20 protein-coding genes are annotated in these 19,063 nt (G+C 64.9%); 11 read left to right on the top strand and 9 right to left on the bottom strand.

All coding sequences use genetic code 11. The features are described from left to right. Nucleotides 1–8: 8 nt before the first annotated feature. A complete protein-coding gene (locus BLS61_RS19955) occupies nucleotides 9–1,706 on the top strand; it encodes an OmpP1/FadL family transporter (RefSeq protein WP_090433801.1) in 1,698 nt (565 codons plus the stop codon). A gap of 58 nt (nucleotides 1,707–1,764) precedes the next feature. Beyond that, on the top strand, nucleotides 1,765–2,487 hold the full coding sequence (locus tag BLS61_RS19950) for a tRNA-uridine aminocarboxypropyltransferase (protein ID WP_090433800.1): 723 nt from the start codon (nucleotides 1,765–1,767) through the stop codon (nucleotides 2,485–2,487). Here BLS61_RS19950 and BLS61_RS19945 read toward each other — a convergent pair. After that, nucleotides 2,447–3,373: a DMT family transporter gene (locus BLS61_RS19945; protein ID WP_090433798.1), complete on the bottom strand. Its 927-nt coding sequence runs from the start codon at nucleotides 3,371–3,373 to the stop codon at nucleotides 2,447–2,449. The genes BLS61_RS19950 and BLS61_RS19945 overlap by 41 nt on opposite strands. Before the next feature lie 199 nt (nucleotides 3,374–3,572). On the opposite strand from BLS61_RS19945, the gene erdR reads away from it, so the two are divergent. Then, nucleotides 3,573–4,223: a response regulator transcription factor ErdR gene (gene erdR, locus BLS61_RS19940; protein WP_090433796.1), complete on the top strand. Its 651-nt coding sequence runs from the start codon at nucleotides 3,573–3,575 to the stop codon at nucleotides 4,221–4,223. A gap of 58 nt (nucleotides 4,224–4,281) precedes the next feature. Here erdR and BLS61_RS19935 read toward each other — a convergent pair whose 3' ends face one another. Further along, on the bottom strand, nucleotides 4,282–5,208 hold the full coding sequence (locus tag BLS61_RS19935) for a LysR family transcriptional regulator (RefSeq protein WP_090433794.1): 927 nt from the start codon (nucleotides 5,206–5,208) through the stop codon (nucleotides 4,282–4,284). 113 nt (nucleotides 5,209–5,321) lie between these two features. Here BLS61_RS19935 and fpr point away from each other — a divergent pair, with 113 nt between their 5' ends. Next, nucleotides 5,322–6,101 (top strand): ferredoxin-NADP reductase, encoded by a 780-nt coding sequence (gene fpr / locus BLS61_RS19930; RefSeq protein WP_090434024.1) that lies wholly within the window; start codon nucleotides 5,322–5,324, stop codon nucleotides 6,099–6,101. A gap of 132 nt (nucleotides 6,102–6,233) precedes the next feature. Here fpr and BLS61_RS19925 read toward each other — a convergent pair whose 3' ends face one another. The 3 genes from BLS61_RS19925 to BLS61_RS19915 are packed head-to-tail and all read right to left on the bottom strand — an operon-like array spanning nucleotide 6,234 to nucleotide 8,528. Beyond that, a complete protein-coding gene (locus BLS61_RS19925; protein ID WP_090433792.1) occupies nucleotides 6,234–6,788 on the bottom strand; it encodes a peptidylprolyl isomerase in 555 nt (184 codons plus the stop codon). 5 nt (nucleotides 6,789–6,793) lie between these two features. After that, complete coding sequence (locus BLS61_RS19920) at nucleotides 6,794–7,591, bottom strand: alpha/beta fold hydrolase (protein WP_090433790.1); 798 nt, start codon at nucleotides 7,589–7,591, stop codon at nucleotides 6,794–6,796. A gap of 10 nt (nucleotides 7,592–7,601) precedes the next feature. Next, the gene (locus BLS61_RS19915; RefSeq protein WP_090433788.1) at nucleotides 7,602–8,528 is read right to left on the bottom strand and encodes a PA3225 family LysR-type transcriptional regulator; all 927 of its coding nucleotides are present in this window, start codon (nucleotides 8,526–8,528) and stop codon (nucleotides 7,602–7,604) included. A 58-nt stretch (nucleotides 8,529–8,586) separates the two neighbouring features. Between BLS61_RS19915 and BLS61_RS19910 the strand changes: the two genes are divergently transcribed. The 6 genes from BLS61_RS19910 to rarD all read left to right on the top strand — a co-directional run bounded on the left by BLS61_RS19910 (nucleotide 8,587) and on the right by rarD (nucleotide 13,379). Next, a complete protein-coding gene (locus tag BLS61_RS19910) occupies nucleotides 8,587–8,901 on the top strand; it encodes a 3-phosphoglycerate kinase (RefSeq protein WP_090433786.1) in 315 nt (104 codons plus the stop codon). A 134-nt stretch (nucleotides 8,902–9,035) separates the two neighbouring features. After that, a complete protein-coding gene (locus BLS61_RS19905) occupies nucleotides 9,036–9,635 on the top strand; it encodes an FMN-dependent NADH-azoreductase (RefSeq protein WP_090433784.1) in 600 nt (199 codons plus the stop codon). A gap of 238 nt (nucleotides 9,636–9,873) precedes the next feature. Beyond that, entirely contained in the window at nucleotides 9,874–10,641 is a 768-nt protein-coding gene (gene pomA, locus BLS61_RS19900) for a flagellar motor protein PomA (RefSeq protein WP_090433782.1), read from the top strand. Between the two features lie 9 nt (nucleotides 10,642–10,650). Continuing rightward, the gene (locus BLS61_RS19895) at nucleotides 10,651–11,541 is read left to right on the top strand and encodes a flagellar motor protein MotB (protein WP_090433780.1); all 891 of its coding nucleotides are present in this window, start codon (nucleotides 10,651–10,653) and stop codon (nucleotides 11,539–11,541) included. 60 nt (nucleotides 11,542–11,601) lie between these two features. Continuing rightward, the gene (locus tag BLS61_RS19890) at nucleotides 11,602–12,474 is read left to right on the top strand and encodes a carboxylate/amino acid/amine transporter (protein ID WP_090433778.1); all 873 of its coding nucleotides are present in this window, start codon (nucleotides 11,602–11,604) and stop codon (nucleotides 12,472–12,474) included. Beyond that, nucleotides 12,474–13,379 (top strand): EamA family transporter RarD, encoded by a 906-nt coding sequence (gene rarD, locus BLS61_RS19885; RefSeq protein WP_090433776.1) that lies wholly within the window; start codon nucleotides 12,474–12,476, stop codon nucleotides 13,377–13,379. Before BLS61_RS19890 ends, rarD begins: the two co-directional genes overlap by 1 nt. Here rarD and BLS61_RS19880 read toward each other — a convergent pair. Both BLS61_RS19880 and BLS61_RS19875 read right to left on the bottom strand, forming a co-directional pair. Then, entirely contained in the window at nucleotides 13,366–13,944 is a 579-nt protein-coding gene (locus BLS61_RS19880; protein ID WP_090433774.1) for a dihydrofolate reductase family protein, read from the bottom strand. The two genes, rarD and BLS61_RS19880, sit on opposite strands and share 14 nt — an antisense overlap. Before the next feature lie 85 nt (nucleotides 13,945–14,029). Then, nucleotides 14,030–14,437 (bottom strand): anti-virulence regulator CigR family protein, encoded by a 408-nt coding sequence (locus tag BLS61_RS19875; protein ID WP_090433772.1) that lies wholly within the window; start codon nucleotides 14,435–14,437, stop codon nucleotides 14,030–14,032. 198 nt (nucleotides 14,438–14,635) lie between these two features. Here BLS61_RS19875 and BLS61_RS19870 point away from each other — a divergent pair, with 198 nt between their 5' ends. Next, nucleotides 14,636–15,961: a DEAD/DEAH box helicase gene (locus tag BLS61_RS19870; protein ID WP_090433770.1), complete on the top strand. Its 1,326-nt coding sequence runs from the start codon at nucleotides 14,636–14,638 to the stop codon at nucleotides 15,959–15,961. Nucleotides 15,962–16,099: 138 nt separating this feature from the next. Here the strand turns inward: BLS61_RS19870 and BLS61_RS19865 are convergent, their stop codons facing one another. Then, on the bottom strand, nucleotides 16,100–17,935 hold the full coding sequence (locus BLS61_RS19865) for an ABC transporter ATP-binding protein (RefSeq protein WP_090433767.1): 1,836 nt from the start codon (nucleotides 17,933–17,935) through the stop codon (nucleotides 16,100–16,102). Nucleotides 17,936–17,978: 43 nt separating this feature from the next. After that, nucleotides 17,979–19,043, bottom strand: a complete 1,065-nt coding sequence (locus BLS61_RS19860; protein ID WP_090433765.1) for a metal-dependent hydrolase — start codon at nucleotides 19,041–19,043, stop codon at nucleotides 17,979–17,981. Between the last annotated feature and the right edge of the window lie 20 nt (nucleotides 19,044–19,063).

Here is a 19,063-nt window from a genome sequence, read left to right as displayed (position 1 = left end):
GAATAACAATGACAATCCTCTCTCGGCGCTGGCCATCGCGTGTGATGGTCGGCAGTTTACTGGTTTTGCCCGTCGCGCAGGTGCAGGCATCCGGTTATCACTTTGGTTCGCAATCGGTGGCGGCGCAGGGTACGGCGCATGCCAACGGTGCCGAGGCGGCCGATGCCTCGACCATCTTCTACAACCCCGCCGGGCTGGCCCGGCTCAAGGGCACCCAGCTCACCTCTGGCCTGACCATTCTGCTGCCGGACGGCGATTATCAGGACAAGGGCAGCCGTGACGTGTTCGGCAACCCCGTCTCGGGGGATGCCGGCGATTTCCTGCCCGATGCCGCCGCTGCGCCCAATTTCTATCTTTCGCACGAGATCAACGAGCGGGTCACGGTCGGCCTGGGCATCTTCACCCCCTTCGGCGCCAAGCTCGACTACAAGGAGGACTGGGCCGGGCGCTACGGCATCCAGTCGGCCAGCCTGGAGACGGTGACCTTCAACCCGAGCATTTCCTACCGCTTCAACGAGCACCACAGCATCGGCTTCGGTGTGTCGGCGCAGTACATCAAGTCGGTGCAGCGTGGGGCGGCGGACGTCAAAGGGGCTTCGCGGCAACTGGCCGGGCAGTTCGTCGATGCGAACTACGAGAGTACCCGCAATGCGGCGAGTCCCATCCTGGGGCCTATAGTCGGGATCATCGCCGGGGTACCGGTGCCGGAGGAAATCACCTCCTGCCGCGGCGTCGCCGATAGAGACGGCTTCGTCGACTGCGTCGCGGGCAATTTCGCCGACAACGTTGAGGGTGACGGCTACTTCCGGGTCGAGGGTGACGACTGGGGCTTCGGCTGGAACATCGGCTACATGTGGGAGCCGACCGAGTCGACACGCTTCGGCGTGGCCTATCGCTCCAACATTCGCCATACCCTGGAAGGGGAAACCAAATGGAGTTTCGCCGGTGTGCAAGGCGGCGTTCCTTCCCCGGATACCTCGCTCGAGGGCGGTTTCACCATTCCCATCCTCGGTATCTACGTACCTCCGGCCGATGCCCTGCGCGAACTGTTCGACGAAGGCAACTGGGACAATCCCGGCGAGTTCGCCGCCACCCGCCTGCACCCCAACTCCAAGGCCAGGACCGCCATCGACACCCCGGAGATGCTGTCCTTCAATGCCTTCCACCAGTTCAACGACAAGGTGGCGTTGATGGCGGATCTGACCTTCACCCGCCACTCGCGGCTCGACGAGGTGCGTATCGGTATCGACCAGGTGGCAGGCTATCCCTATTTCAACGGCGTCACCGAGGGCGACCTGAGCGTCAAGCAGGACTGGAAGGATACCTACAAGATCTCCCTGGGCATGAACTACCAGTACAGCGACGATCTTCTGTTGCGCACCGGGGTGGCGTACGACAAGTCGCCCGTCAATTCGACCCAGTTGCGTCATCCGGCGTTTCCCGATGCCGATCGCTACTGGTTGTCGTTCGGCGCCAACTACAGGGTGACCCGCGATACCTCGCTGGACTTCGCCTACAGCTACGTGCAGTTCTCCAGCGGCAAGATGGACTACCAGGACGGCTGCTCGCCGGCCGGCTGGGTGCCGGGCGCCGGCGGTCTGTACCAGGACAGCGGCGTGCGCTGCACCGGCAACGGCGGCAACTACACCGGCGAGTACAACACCCACATCCACTTCATCGGCCTGGCGTTGAACCACAGCTTCTGAGCCGCTGAGTGGCGAACGGGGTGGTAGAATCCCGCCCCCGTTCGCAGTTGCTCCCGCCATGACCCATCCAGCCCCACATGCCGTCGCCCGCCTGCGCGCAGAACGCCTGGCGCGCAGCGTCAAACCCTTCATCGCCCGTGGCTCGCGCGCCGAGCGCTGCCCTCACTGCCGCGTGCAGCCGACGCATTGCCTGTGCGCCTGGCGCCCACAGGTCCAGGCCAATGCCGGCATGTGCCTGGTGATGCATGACATCGAGGCGTTGAAGCCGAGCAACACCGGCTGGCTGATCGCCGACGTGGTGCCTGAAACCCACGCCTTCGGCTGGACACGCACTGCGGTCGACCCGGCGCTGCTGGCGCTGCTGGCCGACTCGCAGTGGCAGCCCTATCTGGTCTTTCCCGGCGAATATGTGGCGCCGCAGCGCGTGGTGGAGGAGGTGCGGCTCGCGCCCGGCAAGCGGCCGCTGTTCGTGCTGCTCGATGCGACCTGGACCGAGGCGCGCAAGATGTTTCGCAAGAGCCCCTATCTGGACGCGCTGCCGGTGCTCAGCCTGACGCCTGCGCAGCTGTCACGCTATCGCCTGCGTCGCTCCACCCGTGGCGAGCACCTGTGCACCGCCGAAGTGGCTGCCATGTGCCTGGAACTGGCGGGCGACCTGCGCGCCGGTGAGGCGCTGGACGATTATCTCGACGCGTTCAGCCAGCACTACCTGGCTGCCAAGCGGCGTCTGCCGCTGGATCTCAACGACGCCCTGCATCAGCGTTTGCAATCGTACCGCTGAGCTGGCCTGGCAAGGGCTTGGGCCACAACTGAGCCAGCAGCATGCCGCCGAACATCAGCGCGCAGCCCAGGTAACCGCGCAGCGCCAGCACTTCGCCCAGCAGCAGGGCGCCAGCGATGGCGGCGAATACCGCCTCCAGCGAGAGGATGATTGCAGCGTGCGAGGCGATGGCGTGCTGCTGCGCCACCACCTGCAGGGTGAAGCCGACCGCTACGCCGAACAGGCCGCCGTAGAGAATGGCCGGTGCGGCCTGGAGAATGCCATCCAGCGTCGCGGTTTCGAAAATGCCTGCCAGCAGCAGGCTGATCACCGCGCAGGTGGCGAACTGGATGAAGGCCAGGCGCAGCGGGTCGTGACGGCTGGCGAAGAACCCCACCAGCAACACGTGAATACCCCAGACGAAGGCGCCGGCCAGTTGCAGCCAGTCGCCCGAGGCCACGGTAAAGCCTTCGCCGACGCTGAGCAGGAACATGCCGATCACCGCCAGGCTGGCGCCCAGCCAGATGCCGGCGCTGCTGCGCTGGCCGATCAGCAGGCCGAGAATCGGCACCACGATCACGTACAGCCCGGTGATGAAGCCGGAGTTGGTCACCGTGGTGAACAGCAGGCCGACCTGCTGCAGATTGATCCCCAGCGACAGTGCCAGACCCATGACCACGCCGCCGGCCAGCAGGTTGCGGTTCAACGGTGCGGCAGGACGCTGCTGGCGACGTTGCAGTAAAGCCAGCACCGGCAGCAGCGCCAGGCAGGCGAGGGCGAAGCGCAGGCCGGTGTAAAGGAAGGGGCCGATGCTGTCCATGCCCAGGCGCTGGGCGACGAAGGCGCTGCCCCAGATCATCGCGGTAATCAGCATCAACAGGTCGGCGCGCAGGGCTTGGCTTCGCATGGAAGTATCTCGGCGGGAAAAGCAGCGCATGCTGCCGCAAAGCGCGAAGCTTGACCACCCCGTCACAGCTCGGCATGCTGAGCCCCGCCGTCGGTCCGAGTGGGGAGCCTGCATCGCTTGAATGCGCAGGCTTGAGCGGGTCGGCAGGCCAAAGCACTGCCATACTCAGTGCCACTCATAACAAGAACAGGATCTGCCGATGGCCGCCTACGAAATCCTGATTGCCGACGATCACCCATTGTTTCGCAGTGCACTGCAGCAGGCGCTGACCCTGGGGCTGGGGCCTGAGGTGCGCCTGGTCGAGGCCGCCAGCATCGCCGAGCTGGAGGGCCATCTGGCCGCCAAGAGTGACTGGGACCTGGTTCTGCTCGACCTGAACATGCCGGGGGCCTACGGTTTTTCCGGCCTGGTGCTGCTGCGCGGGCAGTATCCGCAGATTCCCGTGGTGATGATCTCCGCCCAGGAGGAGGCGTCCGTGGTCAACCGCTCGCGCGAGTTCGGCGCCAGCGGTTTCATTCCCAAGTCCAGCCCCCTGGAAACCATCCAGCAAGCCGTGCGTCAGGTGCTCGACGGCGATACCTGGTGGCCGCCGCTGGCCGAGGAAGGCGTGCCGGTGTCCGACGAGGCCAAGGCTGCCGGTGCCGGCCTCGCCAGCCTGACGCCGCAGCAGTTCCGCGTGCTGACCATGGTTTGCGAAGGCCTGCTGAACAAGCAGATCGCCTACGAGCTGAGCGTCTCCGAGGCGACGGTCAAGGCGCATGTGACGGCGATTTTCCGCAAGCTGGGGGTGCGTACCCGTACCCAGGCGGCGTTGCTGTTGCAGCAGATGGAGTCGATCCCCGCGCAGTGAACCTATCTGCGACCTGCTGTGCGCCGGTCTGGGCAGACATTCTGTTCGGCCAAGCCGCTCAGACGATCGACGGCAGGACGATCTGGTCGCTGCGGCTGACCCCGGCGGTCAGCGCGCGACACTGCTCGAGAAACTCGCGCATCGCTGCCGTCTGGTACTTCTGCCTGTGCCAGATGAAGTAGAACTGCCGACGCAGGTCCAGCTGCGGGGTTTCCACCGGCATCAGGCTGCCGCGGCGAAAGGCGTCGCGCAGCGCCAGGCGTGAGATGCAGCCGATGCCCAGGCCGGATTCCACGGCGCGTTTGATCGCCTCGGTGTGCTCCAGCTCCAGACGAATATTGAGGTTGCGCGGGTGATGACGCATGGCCTGATCGAAGGTCAGGCGGGTGCCCGAGCCCTGTTCGCGCAGGATCCAGGCTTCGTGCGTCAGCTCTTCCAGGCTGGCGCTGCCGCGCCTGGCCAGCGGATGCTGCGGCGCGCAGAACACCACCAGTTCATCCTCGACCCAGGGCTGCACCTCGATATCCGGGTGCTGGCAGTCGCCTTCGATCAAGCCCAGGTCCAGCTCGTAATGCGCGATCTGTTGCACCACATGGGCGGTGTTGTGCACCTGCAGCTTCACCCGGCATTCGGGGTGCTGCTGCATGAAGCTGCCGATCAGCAGGGTGGCCAGGTAGTTGCCCACGGTCAGGGTGGCGCCGACGTTCAGCGAGCCATAACCGCTCTTGCCGCCCAGCAGGCGTTCGATCTCGCGCGCCTGGTCGAGCAGCGCCACTGCCTCGGGCAGCAGCTGGCGGCCCAGCGCGTTGAGCGCCAGGCGCTTGCCGGCGCGATCGAACAGCTGGCAATCGGATTGGCGCTCCAGTTCGGTCAGCGAGGTACTGGTGGCCGACTGCGACAATGCGAGCGATTGCGCGGCGCGCGAGACGCTCTCATGCTGCGCCACGGCGACGAATACCTGAAGTTGTCTGAGGGTAAATCGCATATCGATATAACCGATAACCTATATCTTGATAATCCACTTAACAGATATTGTTGCCGCGAATAAAATGCCGCGCAATCGCGCCCTTGGCGCTGCAGTTCTTCGAGGAAATCATCATGAGCAATATGAACGTCGAGCGCGTGCTCAGCGTCCACCACTGGAACGATACGCTGTTCAGCTTCAAGTGCACCCGTGATCCGGGGCTGCGCTTCGAGAATGGCCAGTTCGTGATGATCGGCCTGCAGCAGGAAAATGGCCGTCCGCTGATGCGTGCCTACTCCATCGCCAGCCCGAACTGGGAGGAGCATCTGGAGTTCTTCAGCATCAAAGTGCCGGACGGCCCGTTGACCTCGCAGCTGCAGCACCTCAAGGAAGGCGACGAGATCATCATCAGCAAGAAGCCCACCGGCACCCTGGTGCTCGATGACCTCAACCCCGGCAAGCACCTGTACCTGCTCTCCACCGGTACCGGCCTGGCGCCGTTCATGAGCGTGATCCAGGACCCGGAAACCTACGAGCGCTTCGAGAAGGTGATCCTGGTCCACGGCGTGCGCTACGTGAACGAGGTCGCCTACCGCGAGTTCATCACCGAGCACCTGCCGCGCAACGAATTCTTCGGCGATGCGCTGAAGGAGAAGCTGATCTACTACCCGACCGTGACCCGCGAACCGTTCGAGAATCAGGGCCGCCTGACCGACCTGATGCGCAGCGGCAAGCTGTTCGCCGACATCGGCCTGCCGCCGATCAACCCGCAGGACGACCGCGCCATGATCTGCGGCAGCCCGAGCATGCTCGACGAAACCAGCGAAGTGCTCGACAGCTTCGGCCTGAAGATTTCCCCGCGCATGCGCGAACCGGGGGATTACCTGATCGAGCGCGCCTTCGTCGAGAAATAAGCGCTGCGTTAAACGACAAAGCCGCCCAATGGGCGGCTTTGTCGTTTCAGGCAATTCACGCACCGTAGCCCGGATGCAATCCGGGGTGGGTGTGTTGCAATCCCCGGATTTCATCCGGGCTACATCAGTGTCTTACAGACGCTTGGCGTCGATGATCAGCACCGGCTCGCGCGGTACGTTCTGGTGCATGCCGCGGTTGCCGGTAGGGACCTGGGCGATCTTGTCGACCACCTCCATGCCGCGGGTCACCTTGCCGAACACGGCGTAGCCGAAGTCGCGCGAGCCGTGGTCGAGGAAGGCGTTGTCCTTGTGGTTGATGAAGAACTGGCTGGTGGCCGAGTCGCGTACCTGGGTACGGGCCATGGCCAGGGTGCCGCGCACGTTGTGCAGGCCATTGTCGGCCTCGTTCTTGATCGGCGCGTCGGTGTCCTTCTGGCGCATGTCGGCATCGAAGCCGCCGCCCTGGACCATGAAGCCCGGGATCACGCGGTGGAACTGGGTGCCGTTGTAGAAGCCGCTGTCGACGTACTTGAGGAAGTTCTGCGTGCTGACCGGCGCCTTGTCGGCCGCTAGTTCGACTTCGATTTCACCCAGGCTGGTGGTCAGCAGCACCTTGGGGTTTTCCGCGGCCAGCAGGCTGGACGACAGCAGCAGGGCGCCGGTGGCGAGAACGAGTTGCTTGAGCATGATGGTCAGTTTTCCTTGTTGGCAGTCTCGCCGAGGAAGGCGAGCAGGGCGCTATTAAAGCGTTCGGGTTGATCCAGTGGTGTGGCGTGGCGCGAATTTTCGATCACCAGCAGGCGCGCGTTGGGCATTTCTGCCACGTATTCGCGCTTGCGTTCATCGGGCGTGTAGTCGCGGTCGGCGCTGATCACCAGGGTAGGACAGGTGATGCGCTGCAGCCGTTCCCGCACGCCCCAGCCGATGATGGCATCGAGGCTGGCGAGATAGGCGCGCTTGTCATTCTGTGGCCAGCGTTCCTCGACCTTGCGCCGCAGTTCGGCCTGTTCGGGGTTGGGGAACAGCAGCTTGGCCAGCGCCTTGGCGATGGTGTCCAGGCTGAGCAGGCGCGACAGCGTCCAGCGCTTGGCGATTTCCAGCCAGTCACGCGGGCTTTTCGCCTTGACCTCGGGACCGCTGTTGACGATGGTCAGGCTGCGCAGTAGTTCCGGGTGGTCGACGCCGAGCTGAAAGCCGATCATGCCGCCCATGGAGATGCCCACCAGATGCACCGGTGGCAGTTGCAGGTATTCGATCAGCGCGGCCACGTCGTCGGCGAAGTCGGCGATGCGGTAGGCCTCGTGTGGCTTGTCCGAGCGACCGTGGCCGCGCACGTCGAGTGCGATCACCCGGTAATGCTGGGCCAGCACGGGAATCTGGTATTCCCAGTCGCGCGTGCTCGAACCCAGGCCGTGCACCAGCAGCAGCGGTGCGCCATGGCCATAGTCCTCGTAGTGCAGCTGACAGCCATCGTGGTCGAAGTAGGGCATGGAAGGGCTCTCAGTGGTTCGACTGCGGGGCGGCGAAGGCGGCCTCCAGCGGGGCCGCATCGAAGTTCTTGATCAGTTCGATGAGAATCTGTGTGGCCGGGCCGAGCACGCGCTCCTTGTTGCTGTAGAGGAAGAAACGTGGCTTGCGGACACCGCCCTGGGCCAGTGGCAGGGGTTTGAGCAGGCCCTCCTGCAGTTCCCGGGTGATCAGGTGGCGGGGCAGCCAGGCGAAGCCCAGGCCGCTGCTGACGAAGGTGCGCGCAGTGGGCAGGCTGCCCACCGTCCAGCGCTGCTCCGCGCCCAGCCAGCCGGCATCACGCGGTTGCAGGCGGCCGCTGTCGCGGGTGACCACCTGCATCTGGCCTTCCAGATCCTGAAAGCTCAGCTCGCGTTGCAGACGGTGCAGGGGGTGTTCCGGGTTGGCGACGGCGACGAACTCCACTTCGCCCAGCTCGATACCCAGATGACCGGTGATGTTCAGCGCACTGATGGCCAGATCGGCGGTGCCCTCGAGCAGCACTTCCTCGACCCCGGACAGCACTTCCTCGCGCAGGCGCACGCGGCAGCCGCGGCTCTGCGGCATGAAGGCGGTCAGGGCGCGGACGAGGTTGGCGGTGGGGTAGGCGGCATCGACCACCAGGCGCACTTCGGCTTCCCAGCCCTGCTCCATGTGGTGCGCCAGGTCTTCCAGCTGGCTGGCCTGCTTGACCAGTTGCCGCGAGCGGCGCAGCAGCACGTCGCCGGCTTCGGTCAGCACGGCCTTGCGTCCGTCGATGCGCAGCAGCGGTACGCCGAGTTGTTCCTGCATGCGCGCCACGGTATAGCTGACCGAGGACTGCGAGCGGTGCAGCACCTCGGCGGCCTGGGCGAAGCCGCCCTGATCCACCACGGCCTGCAGCGTGCGCCATTGATCCAGGGTTACGCGAGGAGCTTTCATCACATCATCCTGCTTGAGTCGGCCTGTTACACTGGCCCTCCCACGTTGGAGAGCGCCGATGAAAAAAACAATCTGCCTGTTGTTCGCCTTCCTGCCGCTGGCAGCCCATGCCTATCCCATCGAAGTGGAAAAACAGCTCAACGGCGCCGAGGTCTCGGCCACCACCCAGGAAATCGACCACAACATGGCGGCGCTGTTGCTCTACAACTATGGCCAGAGCGAGGCCGAGTGCAGCGCGGTGTTCCGCAATGGCCCCGAGGCGCCGCGTACCCGGCGCACCGTGCTGGCGCCGGGCGCCAGCAGCAACATGACGGTCAAGTTCACCCGAAGCGTGATTCGCCTGCGTGTCAGCCTGACCTGCGGCCTCAAGTAGGCGAAGCCTAGACGTGAGTACCTGATAAATCAACTTTGTCGATATATGTAAGCGGATATTTGCGCTTTTTAATCGGCTGAGGCGGTTCTATCTTCGCTCCATCGACTTTCCCCTACCTCGATGGAGTCTCAGACATGTCCCGTGTTCTAGTAATCGAAAGCAGCGCCCGCCAGCAAGGTTCGGTTTCCCGCGAGCTGACCCAGCAGTTCATTGCCAACTGGCAGGCAGCGCACCCCGCTGACCAGATTCAGGTTCGCGACCTGGCGCTCGAGCCGGTGCCGCACCTCGATGCCACGCTGCTCGGTGGCTGGATGACCCCGAGCGAACAGCAGAGCGAGGCGGAAAAAGCCGCGCTGGCCCGTTCCAATCAACTGACCGATGAACTGCTCGGCGCCGACGTGCTGGTGCTGGCCGCGCCAATGTACAACTTCGCCATTCCGAGCACGCTCAAGGCCTGGCTGGACCACGTGCTGCGCGCCGGCGTGACCTTCAAGTACACCGAAACCGGCCCGCAGGGCCTGCTGACCGGCAAGCGCGCTTTCGTGCTGACCGCTCGCGGCGGCATCTACGCCGGTAGCGGCCTGGACCATCAGGAGCCCTACCTGCGTCAGGCGCTGGCCTTCATCGGTATCCACGACGTGCAGTTCATCCACGCCGAAGGCCTGAACATGGGCGCCGAGTTCAGCGAGAAAGGCCTGGCCCAGGCCAAGGCCAAGCTGGCCGAAGTGGCCTGACACCCGCCGCCTCATTCCCTTCCCCCATGCAGCGTGCCCCGTGCGGGCGCGCTGCCTCGTCGTTTTCCTTGCGCATCGGCCGTGCGGTTACGGAGCATCCGTAGCGTATTGCGCTAGATTGTTTCTGCGTCTTCATAAAACGCCGTGCTGGCCGATACTCGTCCAGTCATCAATCTGTAGGCGGTCGCTGCGTGGGGCGCTGCCGCGACAGCCTGTGCGGGGCCTTGGGGGAAAAACGGTGGATCTGGCGACGCTGATCGGTCTGGTGGGTGCTTTGGTGGTGATCGGCGCGGCGATTGTTCTCGGAGCATCCAGCGAGGTGTTCTTCAACGTGCCGTCACTGCTGATCGTGGTGGTCGGCAGCCTGTTCGTGGTGCTGGTGAAGTTCAGCTTCGGGCAGTTTCTCGGCGCCTTCAAGGTGGTGGCCAGGGCCTTTCGGTTCCGCCTGCCGTCCGTGGAAAGCTGCATCGGCGAGATGGTCGAGATCGCCCAGGTGGCGCGCAAGGAAGGCGTGCTGGCGCTGGAGGGGCGTGACTTCAGCTCGCCCTTCCTGTCGGCCGGTGTGCAACTGATGATTGACGGCCAGGGGCAGGACACCATTCGCGCCTTTCTGGAAAAGGAGCGGGTGCTGACCCTCGAACGCAACCGCGAGGGGGCCAAGGTGTTTTCCGCCATGGGCGACGTCGGCCCGGCCATGGGCATGATCGGCACCCTGGTGGGCCTTGTGCAGATGCTGTCGAACATGGAAGACCCCAAGTCCATCGGCCCGGCCATGGCCGTGGCGCTGCTGACCACCCTCTATGGCGCGATGATGGCGACCATGATCTGCCTGCCGCTGGCCGACAAGCTGAGCCTGCGCAGCAGCGAGGAGGCGCGCATGCAGGCGCTGTGGATAGATGCCCTGCTGGCCATCCAGGACGGCGTCAACCCGCGCATCATCGAGCAGATGCTCAAGAGCTACCTGCCGCCTTCGAAACGCGAACTGCAGGCCGATAAATCGGGGTAGGAGAGAGCCATGGAGTTGCCTGAAGAGGAAGCCCGGGCGATGCCGGCCTGGGTCATGACCTTCGCCGACCTGATGTCGCTGCTGATGTGCTTCTTCGTCCTGCTGCTGTCGTTTTCCGAGATCGATGCGCAGCGTTTCAAGCAGATCGCCGGCGAGCTGGCCAAGGCCTTCGGTGTGCAGCGCGAGGTGCCGGCGCTGGAGGTGCCGCTGGGTACCAGCCCGGTATTCGACAAGTTCTCCCCCGGCAAGCCGGAACCCACCGAGGTGCAGGACATTCGCCAGCAGACCACCACCCAGGACCCGCATCTCGACACCCTGCGCGGCGACGCCGAGTCCGAGTTGCTGGCGCGTGCCGAGGCCCAGGTCGATCAGCAGATGCGCGAGAACGTCGCCGCTCTGCAGCAGTTGCTGGAGGGCGAGTTGAGCGAGGGGCGCCTGCAACTGCTCGAGGAACGGCGGCGGATCATCCTGCGGGTGGAGGAGCGTGGTTCCTTCGCCTCCGGCTCGGCCGAGCTGACGCCGGCATTCGAGGACATGCTGCTGGGCATGAGCGAGCTGCTGGTGCAAATACCCGGCACCCTGACCATCGAGGGGCATACCGACGAAGTGCCGATCAGCACCGCGCGCTTTCGCTCCAACTGGGACCTGTCCGCCGCACGCGCTTCGGCGGTGGCCAACGCGCTGCTGGTCAATCCTGCGCTCGAGCCGCAGCGGCTGGAGGTCAAGGGTTTGGCCGATACCCGGCCGCGAGTGGCCAACGATTCGGCGCAGCAGCGCGCCCTGAACCGGCGCGTGGAGATCATCATCGACCAGAGCGCCAGCGATGAGGATCAGGCCGAGCAACTGCGCAGCCTGATGGGCGATCAGTTGCGACACGAGCTTGAGACGCAGCGACACTGATCTGGTCGTTGCCGCGTGGCTGGGCTATGGTGCCGGCCCCAGTCCAACCCGGAGCGCGCGATGCGTTACCTGCTGATAGTGACCCTGCTGTGGGCCTTTTCCTTCAGCCTGATCGGTGAGTACCTGGCTGGTCGAGTCGACAGCTATTTCGCGGTGCTGACGCGCATCGTCATCGCTGGTCTGCTGTTCGTGCCGCTGACCCGCTGGCGCGGTCACGCCCCGGCCTTCGTGCGCGGCATGCTGCTGATCGGTGCGCTGCAGTTCGGCATCACCTACGTCTGCCTCTACCTGAGCTTCTCGGTGCTGACGGTGCCGGAAGTGTTGCTGTTCACCATCCTCACGCCGCTGCACGTGACGTTGATCGAGGATGCGCTGAACCGCAGGTTCAACCCCTGGGCACTGCTGGCTGCGCTGGTGGCGGTGCTGGGTGCCGGGATCATCCGCTACGACGGCATCAGCAGCGGCTTTCTGCTCGGTTTCCTGCTGCTGCAGGTGGCCAACTTCACCTTCGCCGCCGGGCAGGTGCTGTACAAGCATCTGCTGCTCAAGCACCCCTCGAACGAGCCGCAGTACAAGCGCTTCGGTTTCTTCTACCTGGGCGCGCTGCTGATTGCCCTGCCGGCCTTCCTGCTGCTGGGCAATGGCGAGCGCCTGCCGAGTACGGCACTGCAATGGGGCGTGCTGGTGTGGCTCGGCGTGGCGGCATCCGGCCTGGGCCTGTACTGGTGGAACAAGGGTGCCAGCCTGGTCGATGGCGGCACCCTGGCGGTGATGAACAACGCGCTGGTGCCAGCCGGCCTGCTGGTCAACCTGCTGATCTGGAATCACGACGCCGATCTGCTGCGTCTGGCCCTCGGCGGCGCGGTGATCGCGGCTTCGCTGCCTCTGGTCAACCTGGGCCGCGCGCGCCGCGCCCCTGCCGAGGTGCACTGATGCAACTGTCCGGACGTGGTGTTGCACTGTCGATTGCCGCCTCGATGCTGTTCGCCCTGCTGCCGGGCTATGTGCAGTGGCTGACCCCGCTCGATGGCGTGCAGGTATTTGCCCAGCGCGTGCTCTGGTCGCTTCCGCTGGTTCTGCTGCTGGTGGTATTGGCGCGGCAGACCGCCTCGCTGCGCGAGACCTTCGCTCGCCTGCGCCGCGAGCCGCTGCTGCTCGCTGCCTGCCCGTTGGCAGCGGCGCTGATCGGCATACAGTGGGGGCTGTTTCTCTGGGCGCCGCTGGCCGGACACATGCTGGAGGTATCCATGGGCTACTTCCTGCTGCCGTTGGCCATGGTGCTGACCGGGCGACTGTTCTACGGCGAGCGCCTGCGCCCGCTGCAACAACTGGCGGTGGCCTGCGCCATGCTCGGCGTGTTGCACGAGCTCTGGCGCACCCAGGCGTTCTCCTGGCTGACGCTGGTCACCGCGCTGGGTTATCCGCCTTACTTCATGCTGCGCCGCTGGATGCGCCTGGACGCGCTGTCCGGCTTCGTGCTGGAAATGCTGATGCTGGCGCCCCTGGCGATCTGGCTGATCGTGGCGTACGGTCCCGTCGGCGCATTTGCCGATCGTCCGCAGCTGTGGCTGCTGGTGCCGGTGATGGCGCTGATCGGCACCCTGGCGTTCGCCGCCTACATGGCCTCGAGCCGGCTGCTGCCGCTGGGGTTGTTCGGCATTCTCAGCTATGTCGAGCCGGTGCTGCTGTTCGGTGTCGCCCTGCTGGTACTCGGCGAGCGTTTCGATGCCGGACAATGGCTGACCTATCTGCCGATCTGGGCGGCAGTGCTGCTGGTCGGTTGGGACAGCGCACGGTTGCTGCACAAGCAGCAGCGCGAGAACCTCAAGCCGCGCTGATGCGCGGCGCGGGGATTGGCGCAGACGCGCCGGCCTGCTTCTGCACCTGGTAGTGCAGCTGCAGGGTGCCACTGTTGAAACGGCGCTGATCGCTCAGGGTCAGGCTACGCTCCATGCCGGTCGCCAGGAGCGGAACACCGGCACCCAGCAGGTGTGGCACCAGATTGATCACTACCTCGTCGATCAGCCCGGCGGTGTAGCAGTTGCCGGCCAGCAGGCTGCCGCCGACCAGCCAGATGCGTTGAAAACCGGCTTCGTTCAAGGCTGCCACCGCCTGGGCCGGCGTGCAGTGCGTCAGCTGGATTTCGTCCGTCGCACGCGGCAGGGCCAGACGCGTCAGCACCACGCAGGGCTTGCCGGGATAGGGCCAGGGGCCGCCACGCTGCAGCAGCGCTTCGTAGGTGACACGGCCCATCAGCAGGGCATCGATGCCGGAGTAGAAGTACTGGAAGCTGTACTCCTCGTCAGCCTGACGCAACGAATCGAACCAGTCGAGACGGCCATCGGGACGTGCGATGTAGCCATCGAGACTGGACGTGACGTGGTAGATCAGGGACGGATTCATCATGCACCTCGGCGGGCCATCTGAATATTCGAGTGGCGCCGCCGAGACAAGTTCGTCGCGCGCCGTACCGCTTGTCGGCAGGCGCTCAGTCCAGCACGTTGCGCAGAATCTCGTAGACGATGCCCGTGGCGATGGCGACCAGCACCACGTCGCGGCCGATCTGCTTCCATTCGTAGCCCTCGTAGTGGGGCAGGCGCGAGATCAGGCGGCTGTCGAAGTTCTTGGCGATGCCGGGAGGCAGCGGCTTGCCGCGCGCGAGGTTCTTGGCGATGCCCGGTGGCAGTGAGGAGGTGGGGGCGATCAGCTGGCGATTCTCGCCAAGGATGATGCGCACCTTGCCGATATCCACGCTCGGACCGCGCAGGTCGATCTGCACGCCATCATTCTGGTGACCCGGCTTGCCCTTGCCGGGCGGCGGGTTGGCCAGCACAGGCGAGGCGGCCAGCACGGCGCACAGGCCGATGCTGAGGGTTGTCTGCAGTCTGGTGAGCATGGCTCGGCACTCCTGGTCGGTGATGTCGTTTGGATGGCGCCCGAGCCGTTTCGGTTCCCGTTCGCCCATGCCGGATGGTACCCCCAGGCGGCCGTATGTCGGCGCATGCGCGCGGTGTTCATGCAAAGAAATTCGGCCCCGACGCCGGAAACCGTTAGGCTATGCACCGTTTTGTCGATCTTTCGAGGTAGTGCCCCCGTGTTTGCCCAATTCGCCCTGCATGAACGCCTGCTCAAAGCCGTGGCCGAGCTTAACTTCGTCGAGCCGACGCCAGTGCAGGCGGCAGCGATTCCGCCTGCGCTTCAGGGCAAGGACCTGCGAGTGATCGCCCAGACCGGCAGTGGCAAGACCGCCGCCTTCGTCCTGCCGCTGCTCAATCGTCTGCTCGGTGATGGCAACTCCAGGCAGCGCCTGAGCATCCGTGCGCTGATCCTGCTGCCGACCCGCGAGCTGGCGCAGCAGACGCTCAAGGAAGTCGAGCGCTTCGCCCAGTTCACCTTCCTCAAGGCCGGGCTGGTCACTGGCGGCGAGGACTTCAAGGTGCAGGCGGCGCTGATGCGCAAGATCGACATCCTGATCGGCACACCGGGGCGTCTGATCGAGCACGCCAATGCCGGCAACCTGCCGCTGGGCGATGTCGAGGTGCTGGTGTTCGACGAGGCCGACCGCATGCTCGACATGGGCTTCGCCGAGGACGCCCAGCGCCTGGCCGAAGCCTGCGGCCCGCACCAGACCCTGCTGTTCTCCGCCACCACCGGCGGCAATGGCCTGCGCGAGATGGTCGCCAAGGTGCTCAAGGAGCCGCAGCACCTGATGCTCAACAGCGTCAGCCAATTGAACGAGGGCACCCGTCAGCAGATCATCACGGCCGACCATAACCATCACAAGGAACAGCTCGTCGACTGGCTGCTGGCCAACGAGACCTACGATAAGGCCATCGTCTTCACCAACACCCGTGTGCAGGCCGACCGCCTCTACGGCAAGCTGGTCGCGGCCGGGGTCAAGGCCTTCGTGCTGCACGGCGAGAAGGATCAGAAGGACCGCAAGCTGGCCATCGAGCGCCTGCGCCAGGGTGCGGTTCGCGTGCTGGTCGCCACCGACGTGGCCGCGCGCGGCCTGGATGTCGAAGGGCTGGATCTGGTGATCAACTTCGACATGCCGCGTTCGGGCGACGAATACGTGCACCGCATCGGCCGGACCGGCCGCGCCGGTGGTGAAGGCCTGGCCGTATCGCTGATCTGCCACACCGACTGGAACCTGATGTCGAGCATCGAGCGTTACCTCAAGCAGCGTTTCGAGCGGCGCACCATCAAGGAGCTCAAGGGCGTCTACCAGGGGCCGAAGAACCTCAAGGCTTCCGGCAAGGCCGCAGGCAGCAAGAAGAAAAAGACCGAGAAGAAGGACCCGAAGAAGGCCGCTGCGCCCAAGCGCAAGACCGGCCCGCGTCCGGCTGGCAAACCCTCGGCGCTGGTCAGCGCCGACGGTAGCGCGCCGCTCAAGCGCAAGAAGCCGGCGGCGGAGTGATCTGTAGCCGGAACCCTAGGGTGCGCCATGCGCACCAGATCCTTTGGCGGCTGGGTGCGCATGCCCTCCTGTTACCTGGATTACGCCTGCGGGGCCAGGGCTGATCTCTCGGTGCGCACGGCGCACCCTACATGGTTTTCACTCCACCCCGACGAAACCGCCGGTCTGGTGCTGCCACAGGCGCGCGTACAGGCCGCCGTGGGCGATCAGTTCGGCGTGGGTGCCGGTTTCGATGACCTGGCCCTTGTCGATCACCACCAGGCGATCCATCCGCGCGATGGTCGACAGGCGGTGGGCAATGGCGATCACCGTCTTGCCTTCCATCAGGCTGTCCAGGCTTTCCTGAATGGCTGCTTCGACTTCCGAGTCCAGCGCCGAGGTGGCTTCGTCCAGCACCAGGATCGGCGCATCCTTGAGCAGCACGCGGGCGATGGCGATGCGCTGGCGCTGGCCGCCGGACAGCTTGACCCCACGCTCGCCGACTTGGGCATCCATGCCGCGACCGCCCTGGCTGTCATCGAGGGTCGGGATGAAGGTGTCGGCGCGCGCCTTGCGTACGGCCTCCCAGAGCTGCTGCTCGCTGGCATCCGGCTTGCCGTAGCGCAGGTTGTCGCGGATCGAACGGTGCAGCAGGGCAGTGTCCTGGGTCACCACGCCGATGTTGGCGCGCAGGCTCTCCTGGGTCACCGTGGCGATGTCCTGATCGTCGATCAGAATGCGGCCGCTCTCCAGGTCATACAGGCGCAGCAGCAGGTTGACCAGGGTCGACTTGCCGGCACCGGATGGCCCGACCAGGCCAATCTTCTCGCCGGGACGAATATCGATGCTGAGGCCCGCGATCACGCCGCCGCGCTTGCCATAGTGAAAGTGGATGTCCTCGAAACGCACAGCGCCGTGCGTCACCTGCAGCGGCTGGGCATCGGCGCGGTCAAGGACCTGGCGCGGCTGGACGATGGTCTGCATGCCGTCCTGCACGGTGCCGACATTCTCGAAGATGCCGTTGACCACCCACATGATCCACTCGGCCATGTTGTTGATGCGAATCACCAGCCCGAGGGACAGGGCGATGGCGCCGGTGGTGATCAGTGATTGGCTCCACAGCCACAGGGCCAGGGCTCCGGTGCCGACGATCAGCACGCCGTTCAGGCAGGTGATGAGAAAGTCCAGCGCGGTGATGGTGCGCGACTGCAGGCGGAACTTGTCGAGCAGGTCCTGCATGGCTTCGCGGGCGTAGCTTTCCTCTTCCTGCGAGTGGGCGAACAGCTTGAGCGTGGCGATGTTGCTGTAACCATCCACCACCCGGCCCATGACCTTCGAGCGCGCCGAGGAGGCGGCGGCCGATCGTGCCTTGATGCGCGGCACGAAGTACCACAGCGCCGCGCTGTAGCCGACGATCCACAAGGCTAGCGGCACCACCAGGCGCAGATCGGCTGCGGCGAACAGATACAGCGCGCTGCCGGCATACACCACCACGTGCCACAACGCGTCGATCACCTGCATGGCCGAGTCGCGCAGCGACGGGCCGGTCTGCATCACGCGCTGGGCAACGCGGCCGGCGAAGTCGTTCTGGAAGAAGCTCAGGCTCTGCTTGAGCACGTAGCGGTGGTTCTGCCAGCGAATCAGGTTGGTCAGGCCGGGATTAACCGCCTGATGCGTGAGCAGGTTGTGCAGGCCGAACACCAGGGGGCGGACGACCAGCGCCACCAGCAGCATCCACAGCAACTCGCTCTGGTGCTCGTGGAAGAAGGTGCTGGCATCGGTGCTGGCCTGGGCCATGTCGATCAGCTGGCCGAGGAAGCTGAATAGCGCCACCTCGATCAGGGCGGCGAAGAAACCGATGATCAGCACGGCCAGCATCAGCGGCCACACCTGTTTCAGGTAGTGGCCGTAGAAGCGCAGCATGCCGGCTGGCGGGGCGACGTCGGGGCTGGGTTTGAAGACGTCGATCAGGGATTCGAAACGGCGAAACAGCATTGCAGGCGTCCTGCCCAGAGGAGAGAACGCCGATAGTAACCTCTCAGTGCGAGCGAGTCTCAGTCAAAATCGGCTTCTGCAACCCGCTGGCCCAGGCCAGCAGTGGCACCTGCAGTTCGGGCTGCCAGATGCGCTTGAACAGCAGGGCCAGATGTTCGGCCTCGCCGCGACTGAAGGGCAGGCGATCGATACGGTCATGCACCTGCCACTGGCCATCGTGCAACTGGGCGAAGTCGAAGCGGAAGGGGTGAAAACCGGTCATGCCCAGGCGCAGGTCGGTGACGATCAGGCGATCACCGACCTGGTCGTAGCGCAATACGCCGCCGGTGAACCACTCCAGGCGCTGGTGCATGGGCGAGTCCGCCAGCCGTTCGCGCAGGTGGGTGCCGCGCGGCAGGCGCTGCAGTTGCGGCGGCTCGTCATCGAACCAGCCGATCAGGGCTTCGTGATAGTCCTCGCCATCCAGCACGATGGCGCGCCACAGCAGGGTATTGAATGGTGTCGGCGTGATGAACAGCTGTTCGGCCTGGATGCCCTGGCGGGCCAGCTCACGCTCCACGCGCTGCTCGACCATGAACTTGCCGGCCAGGCTGAAGCCGATATACAGCGTCGAAACCGCCAGCGCCACGGCCGGTACGCGCCAGCTCTGTTCGCGCAGCCCGGTGAACAGGCTGATCACCACCGCGGCGATCAGCGGTACGGTGTACAGCGGGTCGATGATGAACAGGCTGGACCAGGCCGTGGGCGTCGGCATCAGCGGCCAGAACAGCTGGGTGCCGTAACTGGTGAAGGCATCCAGCAGCGGGTGGGTGATCAGCACCAGCCAGAGCGTCAGGAGCAGGCGGTTGGTCGAGTAGCCCGGATGTCGGCGAAAGCGCCTGATCAGCCAGGTCAGCAGCAGGGCGAAACCGCTGAGAACGAACAGGGAGTGGCTGAAGCCGCGGTGGTAGGTCATGTTGGCCACGGCATCGCCGTAGTCCATGATCACGTCCAGATCGGGAAGGGTGGCGAGCGTGGCGCCATACAGCAGCGCCTTGCGCCCCTGCCAGCGACCGAGCAGCGCGCCCTGAATGCTGGCGCCGAGTACCGCCTGGGTTATGGAGTCCATCGCGTGCTTCCAAAGGAAAA

Source organism: Ectopseudomonas guguanensis (assembly GCF_900104265.1).
In the GTDB taxonomy this organism is placed as follows: domain Bacteria; phylum Pseudomonadota; class Gammaproteobacteria; order Pseudomonadales; family Pseudomonadaceae; genus Aquipseudomonas; species Aquipseudomonas guguanensis.
This window is presented reverse-complemented; position numbering and strand designations above follow the sequence as displayed.

Bases quoted from the DNA above. Each gene is read 5' to 3' on its own strand.
- BLS61_RS19955 (WP_090433801.1), top strand. From the start codon at position 9: ATGACAATCCTCTCTCGGCGCTGGCCATCGCGTGTGATGGTCGGCAGT.
- BLS61_RS19910 (WP_090433786.1), top strand. From the start codon at position 8,587: ATGAAAAAAACAATCTGCCTGTTGTTCGCCTTCCTGCCGCTGGCAGCC.
- fpr (WP_090434024.1), top strand. From the start codon at position 5,322: ATGAGCAATATGAACGTCGAGCGCGTGCTCAGCGTCCACCACTGGAAC.
- erdR (WP_090433796.1), top strand. From the start codon at position 3,573: ATGGCCGCCTACGAAATCCTGATTGCCGACGATCACCCATTGTTTCGC.
- rarD (WP_090433776.1), top strand. From the start codon at position 12,474: ATGCAACTGTCCGGACGTGGTGTTGCACTGTCGATTGCCGCCTCGATG.
- BLS61_RS19875 (WP_090433772.1), bottom strand. From the start codon at position 14,437: ATGCTCACCAGACTGCAGACAACCCTCAGCATCGGCCTGTGCGCCGTG.
- BLS61_RS19880 (WP_090433774.1), bottom strand. From the start codon at position 13,944: ATGAATCCGTCCCTGATCTACCACGTCACGTCCAGTCTCGATGGCTAC.
- BLS61_RS19890 (WP_090433778.1), top strand. From the start codon at position 11,602: ATGCGTTACCTGCTGATAGTGACCCTGCTGTGGGCCTTTTCCTTCAGC.
- BLS61_RS19905 (WP_090433784.1), top strand. From the start codon at position 9,036: ATGTCCCGTGTTCTAGTAATCGAAAGCAGCGCCCGCCAGCAAGGTTCG.
- BLS61_RS19925 (WP_090433792.1), bottom strand. From the start codon at position 6,788: ATGCTCAAGCAACTCGTTCTCGCCACCGGCGCCCTGCTGCTGTCGTCC.
- BLS61_RS19865 (WP_090433767.1), bottom strand. From the start codon at position 17,935: ATGCTGTTTCGCCGTTTCGAATCCCTGATCGACGTCTTCAAACCCAGC.
- BLS61_RS19920 (WP_090433790.1), bottom strand. From the start codon at position 7,591: ATGCCCTACTTCGACCACGATGGCTGTCAGCTGCACTACGAGGACTAT.
- BLS61_RS19915 (WP_090433788.1), bottom strand. From the start codon at position 8,528: ATGAAAGCTCCTCGCGTAACCCTGGATCAATGGCGCACGCTGCAGGCC.
- BLS61_RS19860 (WP_090433765.1), bottom strand. From the start codon at position 19,043: ATGGACTCCATAACCCAGGCGGTACTCGGCGCCAGCATTCAGGGCGCG.
- BLS61_RS19895 (WP_090433780.1), top strand. From the start codon at position 10,651: ATGGAGTTGCCTGAAGAGGAAGCCCGGGCGATGCCGGCCTGGGTCATG.
- BLS61_RS19935 (WP_090433794.1), bottom strand. From the start codon at position 5,208: ATGCGATTTACCCTCAGACAACTTCAGGTATTCGTCGCCGTGGCGCAG.
- BLS61_RS19945 (WP_090433798.1), bottom strand. From the start codon at position 3,373: ATGCGAAGCCAAGCCCTGCGCGCCGACCTGTTGATGCTGATTACCGCG.
- BLS61_RS19950 (WP_090433800.1), top strand. From the start codon at position 1,765: ATGACCCATCCAGCCCCACATGCCGTCGCCCGCCTGCGCGCAGAACGC.